Below are 17,878 nucleotides of genomic sequence, written 5' to 3'. Positions count from 1 at the left end.
GACTAATGAATGAATAAAATAAAGCTTGAACAACCTAAATCAGGTTCACGACTTGTTTTGGATACCTTAAAAGATTTGGGTGTAGATACAATTTTTGGATATCCTGGTGGTGCAGTATTACCCTTTTATGATGCTCTCTACTCTTTTGATGGATTAAGACATATTCTTGCTCGTCATGAACAAGGTGCGGTACATGAGGCAGAAGGATATGCAAAATCAACTGGTAGACCAGGAGTTGTTGTTGTAACTAGCGGACCTGGTGCGACAAATGTTGTTACAGGTATCGCAGATGCTTATATGGATTCTGTACCTTTAATTATCCTTTCGGGTCAAGTGGCAGTGCCTGGTATTGGAAGAGATGCTTTCCAAGAAGTTGATTTCCTTGATATTACCTTACCAATTACAAAATATAACTATCAAGTAAGAGACGCATCAGATATTCCACGTATTCTAACTGAAGCTTATTACCTTGCCAATACTGGACGTAAGGGTCCAGTTGTGGTCGATTTTCCTAAAAATATTTCGTCTGATATTGTAGAAGAAATTAATAATCCATTATTAAATCTTCCAAACTATGAATATACTAAGTATCCTAATGCTGATAAATTAATAGAAATTTTTCAAGGATTAAAGAATGCAAAAAAACCACTAATTTTAGTTGGTGGTGGTGTTCAGTATGCTAATGCTCAGGAGGAATTTCTTAAATTTGTAGAAGCTAATAAAATACCAGTAACTGCAACTCTTTTGGGCCAAGGAATTATGAATGTTGCCCATCCACTGTATTTAGGTATGGCAGGGATGCATGGTACATATGCAGCTAATCAAGCTTTAATGGAAACTGATTTTCTTTTAAACATTGGTAGTAGATTTGACGATCGAGTAGTAAGCAATACAAAGTCTTTTGCTCCAAATGCTACTATCGCTCATATTGATATTGATGAAGTTGAAATTAATAAGATAGTTAATACTGATATTGGGCTTGTTAGTGATGCCAAAAGAGCTTTAGATGCTTTGGATGAGCTAGGCGAAATTGGTGGTTCTTATGATGAATGGATTGAAAAGGTCCAATCAGATAAGAAACGTGCTCCTTATTATTATAAAAAGCATAAAAATTATATTAGTCCACAAGAAGTTGTAGAACTTATTGGTGAATATACTAATGGAGATGCAATTGTTGTTACAGATGTTGGTCAGCATCAAATGTGGGCTGCACAATATTATCCATTTAAAAATAGTAAACAGCTAATTACAAGTGGTGGATTAGGTACTATGGGATTTGGTATTCCCGCAGCTATTGGTGCTAAAATTGCTAACCCGGAAAAAGAGGTTGTTCTTTTCGTTGGTGATGGTGGTTTCCAAATGACTAACCAAGAACTTGCTCTTTTGAATCTTCATTATATTCCAGTAAAGATTGTTCTCATTAATAACGGTTCATTAGGAATGGTTAGACAATGGCAAACTAGTTTCCATGATGAGAATCTAAGTCACAGTGTTTTAGGTAATAATGATCCAAACTTCCAAAAGCTAGCTGAGGCTTACGGAATCAAACATTATAAACTAACAGATCCATCGACTTTGTCCGAAGATTTATTAGCTATCAAGGAAAATGTTCCCATGTTGATTGAAGTTATTGTAAGTCCGACAGAGAAGGTCTTGCCAATGATTCCACCAGGACAGGCAAATGATAAAATGATAGGGGTGAAATTTAATGACGATTGATACTGAGTTTCCAGTCCATAAATTGAAGGCGCTACTTTCTAATAAGGCAGGAGTATTGGGACGCGTTATGACCGTACTTACTCGTATGCAAGTTAACGTTTTAAGTGTACACGCAGACGTTACTGAGAATCCTGATATTTCGGAAATTATTTTTACTTTCACAGAAAACAATAAGGGTGAAACTGAATTGGTGAGTAAACAACTTCGAAGACAAGTTGATGTTTTAGATGTTGAGAATTTGACAGAATATTAAAAAAATCATGAAATTGTTGCTAAATTATGATATTATAAGTCCTATATTATTTTATTGAGGAGCAATTTTTTATGAATAGCAATAAATTAACTAAAAAAGATTATTTTTTTATAGGCTCAATGTTGTTTGGCCTATTTTTTGGTGCAGGTAATCTAATATTCCCTGTCCATATGGGACAAGCAGCAGGTGGCAATGTCTTGATGGCCAATTTAGGCTTCCTAGTGACGGCTATTGGATTGCCATTTTTAGGTGTTATTGCAATGGGTCTTACTCGTTCAAATGGTTTATTTGATATGGCTAAGCGTGTCAATAAAGCTTATGCCTATATTTTTACTATAGTATTGTATTTAGTAATTGGTCCATTCTTTGCTTTACCTCGTCTTGCTACAACATCTTATCAGATTGGGATAGCGCCATTTGTTCCTGAACAAAATACCAAATTGGTTTTAGCAATATTCAGTATAGTTTTCTTTGTAGTAGCTTGGGTAGTATCTAGAAAACCTGGTAAAATATTGGATTATGTCGGTAAGTTCTTGAACCCTATATTTTTACTTCTTTTAGGAGTGCTAATTGTTTTAGCTTTCCTTAACCCAATGGGTTCAGTATCAGGTTCTGCAATACAAGAAGCTTATGTTAATAATGCTTTTCTAACAGGTTTTACTGATGGATATAATACTCTTGATGCACTAGCATCACTAGCCTTCGGTATTATCGTTATCAATGCAATTCGTTCAAAGGGGGTTGAAGAACCTTCTGAGATTGCAAAGGATACCGTTAAGTCTGGTGTTATAACGCTTCTTTTGATGGGATTAATTTATACTTGTCTTTCTTACATGGGTGCCATGAGCCTTGGAAAATTTGAAATTAGCGAGAACGGTGGGATTGCTCTTGCTCAAATTGCTAAGTATTATTTGGGAACTGGTGGGTCAATCCTTCTTGCGCTTATCGTAATCGTAGCATGTTTAAAAACAGCAATCGGCCTAATTACTGCTTTTTCAGAAACATTTGCTGAGCTATTCCCTAGCGTTTCTTATAATGTATTTGCAGTATTTGCAAGTATCCTACCATGTATTTTTGCTAATTTTGGATTGAATAATATTATTTCTTATTCGCTACCAGTATTATTCTTTATTTATCCACTAGCAATAACATTAATTCTATTGTCGCTTGCAGGTCCTTTGTTTAATCACGACAAGCGAGTTTATCAAATGACTACTCTATTAACAGTAGTTGCATCATTCTTTGACGCTATAAATGCAAGTCCAGAGTGGATTAAAAAAACTGATTTTGCGCAAAATATGATTGAATTTGCTAAAAATAATCTCCCTTTTTACAAGCTTGGTATGGGTTGGGTTACTCCAGCACTTGTAGGGTTAGTAATTGGATACGTTTGGTACATTCTTTCTAGAAAAAAAGAAAATTAGTTTATCCTTTACAAATTTCCTTAAAGTGGTATTCTATTGCCAGAATATAAGAGGGATAAAATGAAGGAAGATAAGAAAGAAATTGAAAATCAAGAAGTAGATGAATTTTTAGAAAGAATACATGCTGCTTATGAAACAGAAAATCTACTACCAGAAATTCGCCAGATTTTTGAAAACGCATATTTGGAGTTGGGTAAAAAAAGAAATTTAGATAATTTATCATATAGACTTTTTTCTGACCTTAGAATTTATGCTGTAAAAAATCAATTACCAGGAGAAGCTGGAAAACTTTTTCTATCTATAAGTAACGATTCAGATACTTTGAAAAATATTGGTAATTCTGCTAAAGGATATTCAACAATATTTGGAGTAAATGGAAATCATTAACATAAAAGATGAACGATAAGTATTAAATAAAACTTGTCGTTCGTTTTTTTATTAAATATATAAAGAAAATATATCAGGTTTATGATATAATGTTAAAAAATTCAAAGGAGAAATTAAAATATGCGTGGAATTTTAACAGTAATCGGAAAAGATAAGGTAGGGATTGTTGCAGCTGTAAGTAACAAGCTTTCCCAATTGGATATTAATATTGAAGATATCAGTCAAACAATCATGGATGACTATTTTACAATGATTATGTCTTTGACATTGCCACAGGATTCAGATTTTAGTCAATTAAGGACAGAGTTTGATAGCCTTAGTGAAGAACTGGCAGTGAAGATTACTATTCAAAATGCAGAAATCTTTGATGCCATGCATAAGCTATAATAAGGAGAAATCATGGAATCAAATCAAATACTTGAAACAATTAGAATGGTTGATGAGGAGAATCTAGACATTCGTACTATTACAATGGGGATTTCATTGTTGGACTGTATGGATGCTGATGTTGATAAGGCTTGTCAAAAAATTTATGATAAAATCACAACTAAAGCGCGTGATTTAGTCAGCGTTGGGGAAGCAATTGAAGCTGAGTACGGTATTCCAATCATTAATAAGAGAATTTCAGTAACTCCCATTGCCATTGTGGCGTCTGCAGCTAAAGCAAGTTCAGAAGAATGTGTTAAATACGCCCAAACTCTTGATCGTGCTGCACAAGAAGTCGGTGTAAACTTTATTGGTGGATATTCTGCTCTAGTTGAAAAAGGATATCAAGGAAGTGATATTGAACTTATTAAATCAATTCCACAAGCTCTAGCTAAAACAAATTTTGTCTGTTCTTCAGTAAATATCGGCTCTACTAAAGCGGGTATAAATATGGATGCAGTCAAATTGATGGGTGAAACTATTAAGGAGACAGCTGCAGCATCAGATATGGGATGTGCTAAACTTGTTGTATTCGCTAATGCAGTTGAAGATAATCCTTTTATGGCAGGAGCATTCCATGGAGTAGGAGAAGCTGACTGTGAAATAAATGTTGGTGTTTCAGGTCCAGGTGTTGTTTACAAGGCTCTTGAAAAAGTTAAAGGTCAATCATTTGATGTGGTTGCTGAAACAGTTAAGAAAACAGCATTTAAGATTACACGTATGGGACAAATGGTTGGACGAATTGCTTCGGAACGATTAGGTGTACCTTTCGGAATTGTTGACTTATCCCTTGCTCCAACTCCGGCAGTAGGAGATAGTGTTGCACAAATTCTTGAAGAAATGGGTCTTGAATCAGTTGGAACGCATGGAACAACTGCAGCTCTTGCTCTCCTTAACGATGCAGTTAAAAAAGGTGGAGTAATGGCATGTAATCATGTTGGTGGATTATCGGGTGCTTTTATTCCAGTTTCAGAAGATGCAGGTATGATTAAAGCTGTAGAAACTGGTCATTTAAATCTTGAAAAGCTTGAAGCTATGACTGCAATTTGTTCAGTTGGACTAGATATGATTGCTTTTCCAGGTGATACACCAGCTTCTACTATTGCTGCTATGATTGCAGATGAAGCAGCAATTGGGGTAATTAACCATAAGACTACAGCCGTCCGTATTATTCCAGCCAAGGGCACTAAAGTTGGAGATATGGTAGAGTTTGGTGGACTTCTTGGAACAGCTCCAGTCATGAAGGTTAATGATGCAAAGTCAATAGATTTTATTGAACGTGGTGGTCGAATTCCAGCACCTATTCATTCATTTAAAAATTAATTATTACGATAGCATATGCTATCGTTTTTTTATAGAAAATATCTAACTTCATCTTCAAAGATTACATGGCTTAAATCAATAATTATAAACTGTAAGTAACTGAAAAGTGTGTTTTAAAAAGTAGTAAACGCTTTATTCAGAAAATTATAGAATATTTTTAAAAAACTTTACAATTACCCTTGATAAATTGTCAGAAAAATTGTAACATTATATAAAATTCAAAAAGGAGAATTTATAAATGCCAGTAACTATGTATTATGAAAACGATGTTAAAGAAAATGCTCTTGAAGGTAAAAAAATTGCAGTAATTGGATACGGAAGCCAAGGTCATGCCCATGCCCAAAACTTACGCGACAGTGGTCAAGATGTGGTTATTGGTATCAGACCAGGTAAGTCATTTGATAAAGCTAAAGAAGATGGATTTGATGTATATCCAGTAGCTGATGCAGTAGCTCAAGCTGATGTTGTAATGATTTTAGCACCAGATGAGATTCAAGGTGAACTTTATAAAAATGAAATTGAACCTAACTTAAAGGACGGAGTAGCAATTGGATTTGGTCATGGATTTAATATTCATTTTGGATTTATCCAACCACCAGAAACTGCTGATGTATTTATGTTAGCACCTAAGGGACCAGGACATCTTGTACGTCGTACATTTGAAGATGGCTTTGGTGTTCCTGCTTTATTTGCTGTTTATCAAGATGCTACAGGTACAGCCCGTGATATTGCAATGGACTGGGGACGTGGTGTAGGTGCTGCACGTGTTGGTATGCTTGAAACATCTTTCAAGGAAGAAACAGAAGAAGATTTATTTGGTGAACAGGCAGTTCTATGTGGTGGTGTAACAGCCCTAATTGAAGCAGGTTTTGAAGTTCTTACAGAGGCAGGTTATGCTCCTGAACTTGCATACTTTGAAGTATTGCATGAAATGAAACTTATCGTAGATCTATTCTATGAAGGTGGATTCAAGAAGATGCGTCAATCAATTTCAAATACAGCAGAATTTGGAGATTATACAGCTGGTCCACGTTTAATTACTGAACAAGTAAAAGATAACATGCGTGAAGTTCTTAAAGATATTCAATCAGGTAAATTTGCTCAAGAATTTATGGATGACCATAAAGCAGGTAATCCTAAGATGAAAGAATATCGCGAACGTGCAAAAAATCTAGAAATTGAAAAAGTAGGTGCAGAATTACGAGCTGCAATGCCATTTACTCAATCAGGTGATGAAGCTGCCTTCAAGATTTACGAATAATAATTAGAAAGAACACATGGAATTTACAGTAGATAGAATTTTAAGAGCCCAAGAGATACTAAAGGATGTTGTTTCTAGGACACCTCTTATAAAAGATCCATCCCTGTCTGAAAAATATCAAGCAAACATTTATCTTAAACAAGAAAATGTTCAGCTTGTACGCTCCTTTAAATTAAGAGGAGCGTTTTATGCTATTTCAAACCTACCAGCTGATAAATTAGCTAAGGGAGTTGTAGCAGCCAGTGCAGGGAACCATGCTCAAGGCGTTGCTTATACTTGTCATCAATTAAAAGCTCCAGCAACAATCTTTATGCCAACAACCACTCCACAACAAAAAATTACTCAAGTTAAATTTTTTGGGGGAGAACATGTGACTATAGCTCTTGTCGGTGATACATTTGATGAATCAGCTAAAGCAGCTAAAGAATTTTCACAAGAACATGATATGACTTTTGTAGATCCCTTTGATGATTATGATGTTATTGCAGGGCAAGGAACAGTAGCTTATGAAATATTTGAAGATGCTAATAAAGAAAATGTAGCTATTGACTTTCTCCTATCAGCAGTTGGTGGTGGAGGATTGATTTCAGGTGTATCAACCTATGCAAAATCAGTTAGCCCTGAGACTAAAGTTATTGGTGTAGAAGCTGCAGGTGCACCTAGTATGCAAGCTGCTTTTGATAATGATCATCCAGTCAGGTTAGAAAAAATTGATAAATTTGCTGATGGAATTGCAGTTCAACAAGTCGGTCAAAAAACCTATGAAATAGCTAGAAATAATGTAGATGAGCTAGTAACAGTTGATGAAGGATTGATTGCTGGCACTATAATCGATCTTTATTCTAAGCAAGGTATAGTTGTAGAACCCGCAGGTGCTGCAACTGTTGCAGCCTTGGATATAATCGCTGATCAAATTAAAGGTAAAAATGTAGTTTGTATCATCAGTGGAGGTAATAATGATATAAATCGCATGCCGGAAATCGAAGAGAGAAGCTTAGTTTATCAAGGACTGAAACATTACTTCATCATTAATTTCCCTCAAAGGCCAGGAGCATTACGTGAGTTCGTAAGTGATGTTCTGGGAGCCGGAGATGATATTACACGCTTTGAATACATGAAGAAAGCAAATCGCGGTCAAGGACCAGCACTAGTTGGTGTCCTTCTAAGTGATAAGGAAGATTATGAAGCTCTTATATCACGAATGACTCAGTTTGATCCAACATTTATTGACTTAGAATCAAACAATAGTTTATATAGTCTCTTAGTATAGAAAAAGATAACGCGCGTGATTGCGTGTTTTTCTTTATTTACCAATAAATTTTTCAAAAGTGCTATAATTGCAATAAATAATAAAGGAGAAATCATGAAAATTTACGATCAACATTTACATTCAAACTTTTCTTTCGATTCAGAAGAAAATATCGAAAACTATTTTATAAGTAATGAAAATAATATTGTCACAACAGAGCACATGGATGTGGCAAATCCTGTAACTGGTAAAAATGATTTCCCAGATTATCCTAGCTATGATAAAAAAATCAGGGAATTAAATGAAAAATATAATAATCGTGCTTATAAGGGAATAGAAATTGGCTTTTTCCCAGAGAAGGAAGAAGAAACACTTAAATACCTTGATGGTAAGACATATGCCTTAAAACTATTGTCGGTTCACCACAATGGAAAATTTGATTTTATGGACGATATTGTGACTACTTTGTCAATCGATCAAGTGCTTGATGATTATTTTAATCGAATGATTCAGGCATTAGAGAGTGATGTTTCAGCAAACGTACTCGCCCACTTCGACTATGCTTTGCGTAAGTTAGATGTCACTCCAGAACAATTAGATTCTTATGCAAAAAAATATTTAGATAAAATAATTCACCTTACAGTGGGTAAAGAGATGTCGCTGGAATTAAATGCTAAAAGTATGTACCTTTATGGTAACGAGAAACTATACTCGTATATGGTTGAAAAGTATATTGGTTTAGGTGGCAGACTATTCACATTGGGGTCTGATGCTCATAGTCTTGATCAGTATGGTAATAAATTTGATAAAATGAGAGAATTTTTATTGAAGTATAAGATAAGTGAAGTTGCTGAATATACTAACGATTTAAAAATGCGACCTCTAAGATAAGAGACGAAAAAAATGAATTATATTAAAGATATTGAGAGTCCAGTAGGAACGTTAACTCTAGCCAGTGATGGTCAATCTTTGACGGGACTTTGGATAAAAAATCAAAAATATTATGGGCTGGGTATAGATGAGCCATCTAAAAGTATTGACCTTCCTGTCTTTGCTGAGACAAAAAGGTGGTTAGATTTATACTTTTCAGGAACCAATCCTGACTTTTGTCCACCACTAAATCCTAAAGGTACAGAATTTCGTCAAGAGATATGGAAACTTTTGACTCAAATTCCTTATGGTCAAACAGTGACTTATGGTCAACTATCACAAATGATGAAAGAAAATGGACTAAAGTCCTCACCTCAGGCTGTAGGTGGAGCAGTAGGACATAATCCGATATCAATTATAATTCCATGTCATCGTGTATTAGGTTCTGACGGAACACTGACAGGCTATGCTGGTGGTCTTGAGAATAAAATGAAGTTTTTGGAGTTAGAAAATATTAAATATGAAAAATGAAATAAAAAATATATATGCCTTTGAAACAAAGGAAGAATATCATCAGGTGGAAAAGACAATTTCTAATTTAAAAAATCAGATTGTTAACTATCAAAAAATTTTAGAAGATAAATAATTTTTTATTGGAGCCACCTAAAGCAATAGTTTGGACAAGCTCTTTTGCAGCGAAAAATTTTTTTTCTAATACCTGGATAATGGCTTACACTAGGCAAGATTCAATATTTATATCAGTGAATAAAGTTGATTGGTTAGAAGTTTTTCATGAACAGTTGGATGGAAATAATATAACGGAAATTGATGATTATTACACAAATAATATCGATCTTCAATTACGAGAATTAGTATGTCATGAATTAACACATCATATTGACTTATTCCCTGGTGATTTTGATGACTATGAACTTTTTGAAATGTGGTTTGAAGAAGGAATGGCCTTCTACTTGCCAAGAAAATATTTATTATCTGATGAGGAGTTTAAAGATATTTATCATGTAGAAAAAAAGTTGTTCCAAGTTTTAAATTCAAAATATGGGAATCATTCTATCTTAGAATTCGGAAAAGGTGAGATAGAAAAAAGCATACCTTCAATGATGTTTGATTATTGGAGAATTTTCCTTATAGTTAATTATTTGATAGAAAATAAATTTGTTGATGATATGGATTTCTTTGAACAATATAATAAATTTTTTCCTAAGAGAAGAGAAGTTAGTTTTGAAGAGTATTTCGGAGTGAATTTTACAGAAATTTTTAAGGAGATTGAGTATGATAATTGAAACTGAAAGAATGGTTCTTCGACCGTGGAATGATAGTGATGCAGAGAGTTTATTTGAGTATGCTTCTGATCCGAGAATAGGACCATCAGCTGGTTGGCCAGTACATGAAAGTGTAGAATACAGTCTTGAAAGTATTAGAAAATACTTGAGTGATGATTACACTTTTGCCATTACCTTGAAAGGTATTGACAAGGCTATTGGCTGCGTAAATCTGAAATTTGGTGAAGACTTGAAGTCATTTGCAGATGAAAATGATACGGAAATAGGTTGTTGGATAGGAGCTCCTTTTTGGGGGCAAAGTTTGGTTCCTGAAGCAATCAATGCCTTGCTTGCCGTAGCTTTCAATGAACTGAAGAAAGATAATGTCTGGTATGGATACTTTATTGAAAATGACAAATCAAAGAGAGTACAAGAAAAACTTGGATTCAAATTTAGTCATATTGAAAACAATGCTTATGCTAAACTTCTAGATAAACATATAGAAGAAGCTTTCTCAAAAATTAGTCGTGAAGATTGGTTAAATAGATAAAATAAAAAAATAACTATGAGATAGATTAAATCTCACAGTTATTTTTTGACTGCCGCAAATAGGAATCGAACCTACGACCTTCACCTTACCATGGTGCTGCTCTACCGACTGAGCTATTGCGGCTTATGTTTTTATTATAGCAAATGTTGTTTCACTTGAAAATATGCCGTGTATAAGTTTTTTTATATCATATTTGTGAAGTTGAGCACTAAGAATATTGATATTTCAATAAAAAAGTATTACAATATAACAATAGATATTAGGAAATTTTTTATTTTTAAATGTAGATGTCAGAATTTTAAGATAAATTTTGGCTAGAAAGAGAAATAAATTTATGATGTATTTAATAGCCTTAGTTCCAGCTTTTGCTTGGGGTTTAATTGGACTTGCTCTAGCTAAGACCAAAGCTAAACCAGAGGAAGCGACTCTTGGATCGATGACAGGGTTCCTAATCTTTTCCACCGTCATTACTATATTCAGTGCAACTTTTATGTCACCAGCTTTATTTGTAGTAGGATTCGCTAGCGGATTTCTGTTGTCACTTGCAAACATTGGACAATTTGCTGCCATGACAGAATTAGGGGTATCAAAAACTGTACCTTTAGTTGCTGCCCTTCAATTAATATTAAATTCTTTATTAGGTGCCTTCCTTTTCCATGAGTGGACACAACCTATGCAATGGATACTAGGTATTGTCTCTATTATTTTAGTAATTGCAGGAGCATCTTTGACAAGTTACCAAGAAGGTTCTGATAAAACAAAATCTAAAATTTCAACTAAAGGAATAGTAAGTGTTTTAGTAGCAGGAGTTTTTGGAGGACTATATTCAGTGCTACCAAAAGCTTATCAATATTTTAATCATATTGAGGGCAATAGAGAATTTACAAATAGTTTATTATTACCTCAAGCAATTGGTGGTATGGTAGGCGCCTTGATTATCTATGCAGTAGTAAGCAAAAGTAATCCACTTACTGGTTTTAAGAAAATTCCAGTATGGAAATCTACTTCAATTGGATTTTTATGGGCAATTGGTAATATGTGTTTGATGATTGCGTCTACGAGTGATCTAGGACTTGCAACAGCCTTTACCTTCTCACAATTAAATCTAGTAATTGGAGGATTTAGCGGAATTTACCTACTACATGAACACAAAACTAAAAAGGAGTTTAAATATTTCTTAGTTGGTATTATTTTAGTAGTCATTGGTGCTATAATTACCGCTTTAATATAAAAAGTGTTCTAAGAACTGCCTTTAAATTTATACAATTTGAAAAATTAAATGACTGTTCCAGTTTGTAATTGGAACAGTTTTATAATTTTATAGCCTTTAGCACTATAAGATTGAAAGATAAATTAATGAGAGATTATACACTTTTGTCCGTAAATACTAATAACTTTTAGCTTGCCTTAAGTTTGCAAAGATATACTAATTTCATTCCTAAAAAATAGTCTTAAATTTGCTGTAAAAACTTTTTCATAAATTAAACTCCTAAGTCTAGCTTTGACAAGTTAGACTTTTTTCGTATTAATTACAATTAAAGAATGAAGCTAGATTTATATACTAATATACAAAAAACGAACAATTAGGTTGATAAAAGTAAAAATTTATCGGATATTATAGATTTTTAAGAAAAAGATGATATAATTATCTCTGTTGAATGTCATAATGCTAATAAAAGAGCAATATGAATAACGAATGTACATATTTTAAAATAAAATCTTAGTTATCACTTATTTATACTTGGAATTGGCCAAGCGTCTCTACCGAACACCGTAATGTTCGACAATGAGTGAAAGTCGTCTTATCATTTTCGAATGGGCTAGCACACTTTCACATAAGTGGCTAGTTTTTATTTTGAAGAAAGATAGGAGAATAAGGAATAATGCAATTACTTGAAGAAAGAATTAAAGCTGATGGACGTGTTTTAGGAGATAGCGTTCTTAAAGTCGATAATTTTTTAACTCACCAAGTTGACTACAAGCTAATGAAGGAAATTGGAAAACAATTTGCTGAAACTTTTGCAGATGCAGGTATTACAAAGGTCGTTACTATTGAAGCAAGTGGTATCGCACCAGCAGTATATGTAGCAGAAGCTCTAGATGTTCCTATGATTTTTGCTAAAAAATCAAAAAATATCACTATGAATGAAGAGTTGCTTACTGCTGAAGTTTACTCATTTACAAAACAAATCACAAGTACAGTGTCAATTTCCCGTAAATTCTTGAGTCCTGATGATAAAGTTCTAATCATTGACGATTTCCTTGCTAATGGTCAAGCAGCTCTTGGTTTAATTAAAATAATTAAAGAAGTTGGAGCTGATATTGAGGGAGTTGGTATCGTAATTGAAAAATCTTTCCAAGATGGAAGAAAATCTCTTGAAGATGCTGGTTATAAAGTAGTATCCCTTGCTAGAGTTGCTAAGTTCGAAGATGGTCAAGTTGTCTTTGCACAAGCAGATGCATAAGGAGGGGTAAATAAAATGGAATTTAATGAAAATAAAAATGGTCAAGCAGCTGTACTAGGTTTACAACATTTACTTGCCATGTATTCTGGAAGTATTTTAGTTCCTATTCTTATTGCCGGTGCTTTAAATTATAGCCCTCAACAATTAACATATCTAATTTCAACTGATATCTTCATGTGTGGAGTTGCAACTTTCCTTCAATTACAACTTAACAAATATTTTGGTATCGGTTTACCAGTAGTTTTAGGTGTAGCATTTCAGTCAGTAGCACCACTTTCAATTATTGGTGCAAAGCATGGAGCTGGAGCAATGTTTGGCTCAGTAATTGCATCAGGTATCTTTGTGGTATTAATCGCAGGGGTCTTTTCGAAAATTAGAAGTCTCTTTCCACCAATCGTTACAGGAAGCGTAATTACAACTATTGGTTTAACACTTATTCCAGTAGCTGTAGGTAACATGGGAGGAAATTCTGACGCACCAACGATGCAAAGTGTAATCCTTGCCTTTACAACAATATTTATCATTTTAGCAATTAATTATTTCTTCAAAGGATTCATCCGTTCAATCGCTATTCTTATTGGTTTAGTAGTTGGAACAATAATTGGAGGATTCTTCGGAGTAGTTGACACTAGCGCATTAGCCAGTGCGCCATGGGTTCACGTACCAACTCCATTTTATTTTGGTAAACCAGTTTTTGAATTATCAAGTATCGTAATGATGTGTATCATCGCTTTAGTTTCTCTAGTTGAGTCAACAGGTGTATACTTTGCCCTTGCTGATATTACTGGTGAAGAGTTGACGGAAACACGCTTAAGAAATGGTTACCGTGCAGAAGGTCTAGCCGTTATCTTAGGTGGTATCTTCAATACTTTCCCTTATACAGGCTTCTCACAAAACGTAGGACTTGTTCAACTTTCAGGTATCAGATCTCGTAAACCGATTTACTACACAGCAGCCTTTCTTGTAATTCTTGGTTTGCTTCCTAAGTTCGGTGCCCTTGCTCAGATGATTCCAGAACCAGTTCTCGGTGGAGGAATGCTCGTAATGTTTGGTATGGTAGCACTCCAAGGTATCCGTATGCTTACACAGATTGACTTCAAAAATAATGAACACAATTTATTAATCGCGGCAGTTTCGGTTGCTAGTGGAGTTGGGTTTAATGGAACAAACCTTTTCCAATCTTTCCCACAAAATGCTCAAATGTTCCTAACAAACGGAATTGTAATTGCGGCAGTTGTTTCTATCGTACTTAACCTTATTTTTAATTCAGGTAAGAAAGATAAATAAAATAATATTTAATTAAGCAGATAAAGAAATTTATCTGTTTTTTACTTGCCTGACTAAGGCAAGAAAGTCTTCAAAGTTTCTTAATTTTCTTCTATCTGAAACACTATTCAACTTACAAACCTATAACTTTTTATAGCTAATAACTATAAGTGTGGATGTGTTTATAGCCTATAATAATGATATAATGTTGCATAAAAAGAAAAGGGAGTCTTTTATGGTAAAGGATATAGAAACAATTTTGGCCCATACGGGTGTAAACTCAGATAAAGAGACTGGGGCATTGACCGCACCCTTGCATTTTTCAACCACTTATCAGCACCCAGAGTTTGGTCAGTCAACAGGCTTTGACTATACTAGGACTAAAAATCCAACAAGAGCAATACTAGAAGAAACCTTGGCATTAATTGAATCTGGAAATTATGCACTTGCTACCTCAAGTGGAATGAGTGCAATCGTTCTTGCTTTTGAGATTTTTCCAGTTGGAGCAAAAGTAGTATCAAGCCGTGATTTATACGGTGGTAGTTACAGGTGGTTCCAGCAAAAAGAAGATGAGGGAAGATTTAATTTTTACTATGTAAATAATCAAGCGGAGTTTGAAGACGCTATTGATGATGATACTGATATAGTCTATATTGAAAGCCCAACAAATCCACTAATGGTCGAAGTAGATATTGAAAAACTAGTAAAAATTGCTCACTCTCATGGAGCAAAAGTAATTGTCGATAATACTTTCTATACCCCCATTTATCAGAAGCCTTTAGAACTAGGAGCAGATATTGTTGTCCATTCAGCTACAAAATATCTTTCGGGCCATAATGACGTTTTGGCAGGAGCTGTGATTGTCAAAGAAGAAGAACTATATCAAAAATTGATTTTTAATCTTAATACGACTGGAGCAGTGCTATCCCCATTTGATAGCTATTTGTTAATGCGAGGAATGAAAACCTTAGCCCTACGTATGGAGAGATCAACTGAAAACGCACAAAAAATAGTTGAATTTTTAAGGACCAAAGAAGAGGTTGAAGAAGTCATCTATCCAGGTAAGGGTGGTATGATTAGTTTCAAAATTCATGATGCTAAAAAAATCCCTCATATTTTAAATAATCTTAAAGTTATTACTTTTGCTGAGAGTCTTGGTGGTGTAGAAAGTTTAATTACCTATCCAACAAGCCAGACACATGCTGATATTCCAGTAGAAATTAGAGAATCTTACGGGCTAACAGATAACTTGCTCCGCTTATCGATTGGTATTGAATCAGCAAAAGATTTAATTGATGATTTAGATAAAGTGCTAGATTAACTAATGAATAGAAGAAAGGTAACATATGTATAATTTTACTGATAAGCCAAATAGATTAAATACCCATAGTATAAAGTGGGTGGAAACAGAAGCTAATCCCGAGCTATTGCCTTTGTGGATTGCTGATATGGATTTTAAAGTATTACCAGAAATAAAAGAAGCTATTAAAAGTTTTGCAGACTATGATGTTTATGGATATTCTTACGCACCTGATAGTTTATATCAAGCTATAATAAACTGGGAGGAAAAAGAGCATGGATATAAAATTTCTAAGGATGATATTACTTTCATAGATGGAGTTGTTCCAGGTATTTCAATAGCAATTCAAGCATGTACAGAAGTTGGAGACGCTATTATCATAAATAGTCCAGTTTACCATCCTTTTGCCAGAACGATTAAACTTAATGAAAGAAAATTAGTTGCAAATTCCCTTTTGGAGCATGACGGTCGATTTGAAATAGATTTTGAAAGTCTTGAACAAGATATAGTAAAAAATGACGTTAAACTTTATATTCTATGTAGTCCTCATAATCCTGGCGGACGCGTGTGGTCAAAAGAAGAATTAGTTAAGATTGGTCAACTATGTAAAAAGTATGGAGTAATTTTACTTGCTGATGAAATCCATCAAGATTTAGTTCTGTTTGGAAATACTCATCATTCTATAAATACCGTTAATCCTGATTTTTCTGATTTTACAGTTGTGCTAACTGCTGCTACAAAGACATTTAACATTGCCGGTACAAAAAATTCTTTTGCTATTATTGAAAATCAAGAATTAAGAGAGAGATTTAGAGCTATTCAGTTAAGAAATAATCAGTCAGAAATCTCTACAATTGGCTACATTGCGACAGAAGTTGCTTATAACAATGGTTTAGAATGGTTGAAGGAACTAAAAGTTGTCTTAGAAGATAATATTAATTATCTAATAGAATACTTTAAAGTGAACGCACCGAAATTGAAAGTTATGGAGCCACAAGGGACTTATCTTTTATGGCTGGATTTTACGGAGTATGGTTTAGATGATTCAGAACTTGACCGATTACTTAAGGAAGATGCAAAAGTTGAGCTTAATCAGGGTATAGATTTTGGTCCTGAAGGAATCGGACATGCTAGATTAAATGTTGCAACCCCATTAGAAATAATCAAGGAAGCAGGCAAACGTATAGCAGGTAGTCTCGCAAAGATTAATAACATCTAAGTTTATTTTTGAAATTTTTTTGCTATAATTAGCATAGAAATAATAGAGGAGACTTAAAATGGGAACTTTTCAAGTAATTGATCATCCACTTATTCAACACAAATTAACGATCATCCGTCAAACTAAGACTGGGACAAAAGAATTCCGCGAAATAGTAAACGAAATCGCTATGCTTATGGGATACGAAATCAGCAGAAATCTTCCGTTAGAAGACGTTGAAATCGAAACACCAATAACTAAGACAGTTCAAAAACAACTAGCTGGTAAAAAACTTGCTATTGTACCTATTCTTCGTGCCGGAATTGGAATGGTTGATGGTATTTTAAGCTTGATTCCTGCTGCTAAAGTTGGACACATCGGAATGTACCGTGATGAAGAAACACTTCAACCAGTAGAATACCTAGTGAAACTTCCTGAAGATATTGATCAACGTCAAATTTTTGTTGTCGACCCAATGCTTGCAACAGGTGGTTCAGCAATTCTTGCTATTGATAGTTTGAAAAAACGAGGAGCAACAAATATAAAATTTGTATGTTTAGTTTCAGCACCAGAAGGTGTGAAAGCTCTGCAAGAAGCACATCCAGATATTGATATTTATACTGCAGCTCTTGATGATCATTTGAATGAACATGGATATATTGTTCCTGGTCTTGGAGATGCTGGAGATCGTTTATTCGGTACAAAATAATACTATTTGTCAGTAAATATATTAGATTATATTAAAAAATAAAATTACAAGAATACGAACTATAAAAATATCGAGTTGAACAAATTCGATATATAGTTCGTATTTTATTTTAAAAATAATTCTATGTTTGAATTATAAAAAGTTAAAGCCGAACAAAGTTGTATTGAGAAGTAAAAAGATTGAAAATAAGATTGT

19 protein-coding genes, 1 tRNA gene and 1 riboswitch are annotated in these 17,878 nt (G+C 34.0%); of the genes, 19 read left to right on the top strand and 1 reads right to left on the bottom strand.

Features of this window, described 5'->3' with window-relative positions; genetic code table 11:
• Positions 1-9: 9 nt before the first annotated feature.
• The 13 genes from ilvB to BG261_RS01925 all read left to right on the top strand — a co-directional run bounded on the left by ilvB (position 10) and on the right by BG261_RS01925 (position 10,745).
• The gene (gene ilvB / locus BG261_RS01980) at positions 10-1,719 is read left to right on the top strand and encodes a biosynthetic-type acetolactate synthase large subunit (protein ID WP_070791524.1); all 1,710 of its coding nucleotides are present in this window, start codon (positions 10-12) and stop codon (positions 1,717-1,719) included.
• On the top strand, positions 1,709-1,972 hold the full coding sequence (locus BG261_RS01975; RefSeq protein ID WP_070791523.1) for an ACT domain-containing protein: 264 nt from the start codon (positions 1,709-1,711) through the stop codon (positions 1,970-1,972). The genes ilvB and BG261_RS01975 overlap by 11 nt, the downstream gene beginning before the upstream one ends.
• Before the next feature lie 71 nt (positions 1,973-2,043).
• Entirely contained in the window at positions 2,044-3,396 is a 1,353-nt protein-coding gene (gene brnQ, locus BG261_RS01970) for a branched-chain amino acid transport system II carrier protein (protein ID WP_070791522.1), read from the top strand.
• Positions 3,397-3,456: 60 nt separating this feature from the next.
• A complete protein-coding gene (locus tag BG261_RS01965; protein WP_070791521.1) occupies positions 3,457-3,783 on the top strand; it encodes a bacteriocin immunity family protein in 327 nt (108 codons plus the stop codon).
• A 120-nt stretch (positions 3,784-3,903) separates the two neighbouring features.
• On the top strand, positions 3,904-4,170 hold the full coding sequence (locus BG261_RS01960) for an ACT domain-containing protein (RefSeq protein ID WP_070791520.1): 267 nt from the start codon (positions 3,904-3,906) through the stop codon (positions 4,168-4,170).
• 12 nt (positions 4,171-4,182) lie between these two features.
• Positions 4,183-5,532, top strand: coding sequence for a PFL family protein (locus BG261_RS01955; protein ID WP_070791519.1), 1,350 nt, complete (start codon positions 4,183-4,185; stop codon positions 5,530-5,532).
• A gap of 238 nt (positions 5,533-5,770) precedes the next feature.
• Positions 5,771-6,793, top strand: coding sequence for a ketol-acid reductoisomerase (gene ilvC, locus BG261_RS01950; protein ID WP_070791518.1), 1,023 nt, complete (start codon positions 5,771-5,773; stop codon positions 6,791-6,793).
• 16 nt (positions 6,794-6,809) lie between these two features.
• Positions 6,810-8,063, top strand: a complete 1,254-nt coding sequence (gene ilvA, locus BG261_RS01945; protein ID WP_070791517.1) for a threonine ammonia-lyase IlvA — start codon at positions 6,810-6,812, stop codon at positions 8,061-8,063.
• A 93-nt stretch (positions 8,064-8,156) separates the two neighbouring features.
• Positions 8,157-8,933 carry a PHP domain-containing protein gene (locus tag BG261_RS01940; protein WP_070791516.1) on the top strand — a complete coding sequence of 259 codons (777 nt, stop codon included), beginning with the start codon at positions 8,157-8,159 and terminating at the stop codon, positions 8,931-8,933.
• A 12-nt stretch (positions 8,934-8,945) separates the two neighbouring features.
• Complete coding sequence (locus BG261_RS01935) at positions 8,946-9,443, top strand: methylated-DNA--[protein]-cysteine S-methyltransferase (RefSeq protein ID WP_070791515.1); 498 nt, start codon at positions 8,946-8,948, stop codon at positions 9,441-9,443.
• Positions 9,433-9,558, top strand: a complete 126-nt coding sequence (locus tag BG261_RS11655; protein ID WP_267887283.1) for a hypothetical protein — start codon at positions 9,433-9,435, stop codon at positions 9,556-9,558. Before BG261_RS01935 ends, BG261_RS11655 begins: the two co-directional genes overlap by 11 nt.
• A gap of 7 nt (positions 9,559-9,565) precedes the next feature.
• Complete coding sequence (locus BG261_RS01930) at positions 9,566-10,216, top strand: hypothetical protein (protein WP_070791514.1); 651 nt, start codon at positions 9,566-9,568, stop codon at positions 10,214-10,216.
• Positions 10,206-10,745 carry a GNAT family N-acetyltransferase gene (locus BG261_RS01925; RefSeq protein ID WP_070791513.1) on the top strand — a complete coding sequence of 180 codons (540 nt, stop codon included), beginning with the start codon at positions 10,206-10,208 and terminating at the stop codon, positions 10,743-10,745. The genes BG261_RS01930 and BG261_RS01925 overlap by 11 nt, the downstream gene beginning before the upstream one ends.
• Before the next feature lie 50 nt (positions 10,746-10,795).
• Here the strand turns inward: BG261_RS01925 and BG261_RS01920 are convergent.
• Positions 10,796-10,868: transfer RNA gene (locus tag BG261_RS01920), tRNA-Thr, on the bottom strand.
• A 211-nt stretch (positions 10,869-11,079) separates the two neighbouring features.
• On the opposite strand from BG261_RS01920, the gene BG261_RS01915 reads away from it, so the two are divergent.
• The 6 genes from BG261_RS01915 (at position 11,080) to upp (ending at position 17,683) form a co-directional block, all read left to right on the top strand.
• A complete protein-coding gene (locus tag BG261_RS01915) occupies positions 11,080-11,976 on the top strand; it encodes a GRP family sugar transporter (RefSeq protein ID WP_070791512.1) in 897 nt (298 codons plus the stop codon).
• Positions 11,977-12,456: 480 nt separating this feature from the next.
• A riboswitch (purine riboswitch) is annotated at positions 12,457-12,552 on the top strand.
• A gap of 76 nt (positions 12,553-12,628) precedes the next feature.
• On the top strand, positions 12,629-13,210 hold the full coding sequence (locus BG261_RS01910) for a xanthine phosphoribosyltransferase (protein ID WP_070791511.1): 582 nt from the start codon (positions 12,629-12,631) through the stop codon (positions 13,208-13,210).
• Between the two features lie 15 nt (positions 13,211-13,225).
• Positions 13,226-14,497, top strand: a complete 1,272-nt coding sequence (locus BG261_RS01905; protein ID WP_070791510.1) for a nucleobase:cation symporter-2 family protein — start codon at positions 13,226-13,228, stop codon at positions 14,495-14,497.
• Between the two features lie 214 nt (positions 14,498-14,711).
• Positions 14,712-15,797, top strand: a complete 1,086-nt coding sequence (locus tag BG261_RS01900; protein ID WP_070791509.1) for a cystathionine gamma-synthase — start codon at positions 14,712-14,714, stop codon at positions 15,795-15,797.
• A 25-nt stretch (positions 15,798-15,822) separates the two neighbouring features.
• A complete protein-coding gene (locus tag BG261_RS01895; RefSeq protein ID WP_070791508.1) occupies positions 15,823-16,995 on the top strand; it encodes a MalY/PatB family protein in 1,173 nt (390 codons plus the stop codon).
• Between the two features lie 58 nt (positions 16,996-17,053).
• Positions 17,054-17,683 carry a uracil phosphoribosyltransferase gene (gene upp, locus BG261_RS01890; RefSeq protein WP_070787441.1) on the top strand — a complete coding sequence of 210 codons (630 nt, stop codon included), beginning with the start codon at positions 17,054-17,056 and terminating at the stop codon, positions 17,681-17,683.
• The last annotated feature ends 195 nt before the right edge of the window (positions 17,684-17,878 follow it).

Origin of the sequence: Floricoccus tropicus (genome assembly GCF_001832905.1) — a bacterium.
Taxonomy (GTDB): domain Bacteria; phylum Bacillota; class Bacilli; order Lactobacillales; family Streptococcaceae; genus Floricoccus; species Floricoccus tropicus.
Note: the sequence above shows the minus strand (reverse complement) of the source record. Positions and strands in the feature narration are given on the sequence as shown.

Coding starts and splice junctions, on each gene's coding strand:
- ilvB (WP_070791524.1), top strand. CDS start 10: ATGAATAAAATAAAGCTTGAACAACCTAAATCAGGTTCACGACTTGTT.
- BG261_RS01975 (WP_070791523.1), top strand. CDS start 1,709: ATGACGATTGATACTGAGTTTCCAGTCCATAAATTGAAGGCGCTACTT.
- brnQ (WP_070791522.1), top strand. CDS start 2,044: ATGAATAGCAATAAATTAACTAAAAAAGATTATTTTTTTATAGGCTCA.
- BG261_RS01965 (WP_070791521.1), top strand. CDS start 3,457: ATGAAGGAAGATAAGAAAGAAATTGAAAATCAAGAAGTAGATGAATTT.
- BG261_RS01960 (WP_070791520.1), top strand. CDS start 3,904: ATGCGTGGAATTTTAACAGTAATCGGAAAAGATAAGGTAGGGATTGTT.
- BG261_RS01955 (WP_070791519.1), top strand. CDS start 4,183: ATGGAATCAAATCAAATACTTGAAACAATTAGAATGGTTGATGAGGAG.
- ilvC (WP_070791518.1), top strand. CDS start 5,771: ATGCCAGTAACTATGTATTATGAAAACGATGTTAAAGAAAATGCTCTT.
- ilvA (WP_070791517.1), top strand. CDS start 6,810: ATGGAATTTACAGTAGATAGAATTTTAAGAGCCCAAGAGATACTAAAG.
- BG261_RS01940 (WP_070791516.1), top strand. CDS start 8,157: ATGAAAATTTACGATCAACATTTACATTCAAACTTTTCTTTCGATTCA.
- BG261_RS01935 (WP_070791515.1), top strand. CDS start 8,946: ATGAATTATATTAAAGATATTGAGAGTCCAGTAGGAACGTTAACTCTA.
- BG261_RS11655 (WP_267887283.1), top strand. CDS start 9,433: ATGAAAAATGAAATAAAAAATATATATGCCTTTGAAACAAAGGAAGAA.
- BG261_RS01925 (WP_070791513.1), top strand. CDS start 10,206: ATGATAATTGAAACTGAAAGAATGGTTCTTCGACCGTGGAATGATAGT.
- BG261_RS01915 (WP_070791512.1), top strand. CDS start 11,080: ATGATGTATTTAATAGCCTTAGTTCCAGCTTTTGCTTGGGGTTTAATT.
- BG261_RS01910 (WP_070791511.1), top strand. CDS start 12,629: ATGCAATTACTTGAAGAAAGAATTAAAGCTGATGGACGTGTTTTAGGA.
- BG261_RS01905 (WP_070791510.1), top strand. CDS start 13,226: ATGGAATTTAATGAAAATAAAAATGGTCAAGCAGCTGTACTAGGTTTA.
- BG261_RS01900 (WP_070791509.1), top strand. CDS start 14,712: ATGGTAAAGGATATAGAAACAATTTTGGCCCATACGGGTGTAAACTCA.
- BG261_RS01895 (WP_070791508.1), top strand. CDS start 15,823: ATGTATAATTTTACTGATAAGCCAAATAGATTAAATACCCATAGTATA.
- upp (WP_070787441.1), top strand. CDS start 17,054: ATGGGAACTTTTCAAGTAATTGATCATCCACTTATTCAACACAAATTA.